At 25.8% G+C, this 3,631-nt stretch carries 3 protein-coding genes; all 3 read left to right on the top strand.

Annotation, left to right across the window (positions count from 1 at the left end; translation table 11 throughout):
- The coding region (locus ACERKK_RS12195) for an NAD-glutamate dehydrogenase domain-containing protein (protein WP_373773349.1) at nt 1-2,385 on the top strand (2,385 nt) is incomplete at its 5' end.
- A 39-nt stretch (nt 2,386-2,424) separates the two neighbouring features.
- Complete coding sequence (locus ACERKK_RS12190; RefSeq protein ID WP_373773348.1) at nt 2,425-2,631, top strand: hypothetical protein; 207 nt, start codon at nt 2,425-2,427, stop codon at nt 2,629-2,631.
- Nucleotides 2,632-2,691: 60 nt separating this feature from the next.
- Nucleotides 2,692-3,631, top strand: a 940-nt coding sequence (locus ACERKK_RS12185) for a SagB family peptide dehydrogenase (protein ID WP_373773347.1), incomplete at its 3' end; no start/stop codon positions are given.

Genomic DNA, 3,631 nt, shown 5'->3' with positions numbered 1-3,631 from the left:
CATTCTGATTTTTATGGTGTTCATTTACGAATGAGTAAGGTTTCAAGAGGAGGGCTTCGATGGTCTGATAGAAATGATGATTATCGACAGGAAGTGAAATCTCTTATGATTACTCAAGAGGGTAAAAACTCTATAATTATTCCAGATGGTTCAAAAGGTGGTTTTGTAATTAATAGTGAAGATGTTTCAAAAGAACTTTTCCAAGAAGTTTATTCTTTATTTATCAATGCAAATTTAGATTTAGTTGATAAAATGATAGATGGGAAAATTGTAAAAAATGAACATGTAGTTTGTTATGACGATGATGACCCTTATTTTGTAGTTGCTGCTGATAAAGGAACTGCTTCTATGAGTGATATTGCAAATAAAATTGCAATAGATAGAAACTATTGGTTAGGTGATGCATTTGCAAGTGGTGGAAGTAATGGTTTTGGGCATAAGGATTTAGGAATTACTGCTCGTGGTGCAATTATGTCTTCAAAAAGATTTTTTATTGAAGAAGGTATAGATATTTACAAAAATGAAGTTTCAGTTGTGGGAATTGGTTCTATGAGTGGAGATGTTTTTGGGAATGGAATGATTGAATCTGATAAATTCAAACTTGTTGCAGCAATTTCTCAAAAAGATATTTTTGTTGATCCAACACCTGATATTAAAAAAGCATATTTAGAAAGAAAAAGATTATTTGAATCAAAAGATGGAAAATGGGTAAATTATGATCAAACTCTTATTTCTAAAGGTGGAGGAATATTTAAACGAAGTGATAAAGAGATTGTATTATCACCAGAAATTAAAAAACTTATAAAAACTACGAAAAAAGTAATTTCAGGAGAGGAATTATCAAAGCATTTATTAACTTTAGATGTTGATATGTTATTTAACGGTGGTGTTGGTACATATGTAAAAGCAACAGATGAAAATAACCTTGATTTAGGTGATAAACAAAATGAAGCAGTAAGAGTTGATGCAAGTGATATAAAGGCTAGAATTGTTTGTGAAGGTGGAAACTTAGGTTTTACTCAAAAAGCAAGAATTGAATATGCATTAAGTGGTGGAAGAATTAACTTAGATGGTATTGATAATGCAGCTGGTGTTAATACATCAGATCATGAAGTAAACTTAAAAATTCTTTTAAATAGTATTCAAAGCCAAGGTGTTTTAACGCAAAAACAAACACAAGAAACACTTGAAACATTAAAAGAACAAGTAGTAGATATGGTTTTACAAAATAATTATGACCAAGCTTTTGTAATATCTATTGATGAACAATTTTCAAGAAGATATCCAAACGATTACTTAAAATCTATAAAAGTTCTAGAAAATAATATTGAAGCATTTCATCGAGCAGATTTTTATATTCCAAAAAGTGAAAATATAGCAGAAGTTGTTGATATGCATGGTTCTATAGTTAGACCTGTACTTGGTTCTTTGTTATCTTATAGTAAGATTTTTGTTAAAAAGATTTTATTTGAATCAACAATTATTGATGAACAATTTGCAATACAATACCTTACAAGATATTTCCCAAAATCATTTGTTGGAGCATATGAAAGAGAGATTGTTAACCATCCTTTAAAAAGAGAAATAACAGCAACTGTAATGGCTGATATGATTATAAATAGTCAAGGTGTAACTTTTATTTCTGATTATGAAAAATTAGGAACAGAAAGATTTTTATTAAAAATAAAATCATATTTAATAGCAAAACAGTTATTTGGTGCAAGACAAATAAGACAAGATATTTATGACCAAGATTATATTATGCCAATTGAAAAACAATATAAATTAGTTAATAAATTAGAATTTACTTTATATTCAAGTACAAGATGGATGGTTAAATATCTTAAAAAGAATCAATTAGATTCAGCTCATATCTTAGATCATCAAGAAGAGTTATTTAGATTATTATCAGAAGTTCATAATCAAAAAGTGGAAGTATTAATAGAAAATAATGATACTTTTAATCAGTTTTATAGTGTGATTGATTATCTTAGATTTGCAATTGCAGCTATTATAATCAAAGAAGATACACATCATTCGTTTAAAGATGTAATAGTGTTATTTTACTCACTAATTCATGAGTTTAATATTTTAGAAATAGTAATAGCATTAAATAGAGTGAAAATAACTCATCATAATGATATGACTTTAAGAAATCAAATTCTTCAATTTATTGAGTTTATTGTTGTTCATTACACAAAAAAAGTATTAGAATTCCAAAGAGTAAATGAAAATCCCGATGTTGCATTTGCAAATTTTGTTACAAATGAAAAAGAAGTATTTCATAAAGTAAGAGAACATTTAGACGTATTCATGGCAAAAGATGTAAAAGATATAAAAGAAATTGCTATTACAGTTAATCAATTGATGGTTTCACTGATATAATAGTTATTTATATACGTAAAAAATAGTAAAGGATTTATTATGAATAATATTGGAAATGAACCAAATTTAAATGATATAGAAGATTACAATAATAAAGAGTCTAATCAAAAAAGAAATACCGTAAGATTGGTTATAGTTTTTTGTTTAGTAGTTGGTGCTTTTGTTGCATATATTAAAAGTACTTCTGTACCAAATGATTATGTAGGTACTGAAGATAAACCAGGAATTAGTACAAGTAAGAAATAATTAGGATTTATAAATCCTAATTATTAAAAAAGTTGATATAATTCTTTAAAAGAGAATTTTATGACACACTTTCACGAACTATTTGAATATCATCAAAATACAAAACATTCATACTTCTCAGTTAGAAGCAATCCTAATAGAATAGATTGGAATAATCCTCCTAATAGATTTAAAACTTACTCTTTGGATTATAAAAGAATAAATTTAAATAAAGAAAATCAAAATAGTAAATTTTTATACTTAATAGCAGGAATTAGTGCAAAAAAAACATATCCAAATATGGAATATTATCTAAGAGTAAATCCAAGTGCAGGGGCACTTTATCCAAATGAAATATATTTTCAAGTAAGAAATGAAGATGGTTTTGAAGATGGAATTTATCATTATGAAGTATCTTCATCAAGTATAACTTTACTAAAAGAATTTTCTTTAGATGAAGGAATAGAGGCAAATCTAGGATTAGATTATTCTTATGATGGTTTTATGTTTTTTATTTCATCATTATATTTTAGATCTTCATGGAAATATATAAATAGAGCATTTAGATACTGTTTATTAGATGCAGGACATATAATAGGAAGTATTGAATTTTCATCATATTTATTTAATAAAGAGTTTGAAATTATTTATGATTTTAATAAAGAAGAAATAAATAAAATATTTAACTTTGATAATAAAGAGTTTTTTACATCAATTGTAATTTCAGGAAATAAAAATGAAAATAAAAAACAGCCTTTAACTTTAGATATACAAACAATAGATGGAACAGGTTATGAAGAAGAAAATATAAGCTTTTTTGAAATAAATAAGATAATAGAACAAGCATATAAAGACTCAATAAAAATAACTCAAAAAACTATGCAAAAAGATAAATCAAATTATGTATTTAATAAAGACTTACTTCAAGACACTATTTTTAAAAGAAGGTCAATAAGAGAATTTTCAAATCAAAGTATTTCAAAAGTACAGTTTGAATCGATTATGAATATTTTAAATCAGC

This window comes from Poseidonibacter sp. (assembly GCF_041821165.1).
Lineage (GTDB): Bacteria > Campylobacterota > Campylobacteria > Campylobacterales > Arcobacteraceae > Poseidonibacter.
Note: the sequence above shows the minus strand (reverse complement) of the source record. Positions and strands in the feature narration are given on the sequence as shown.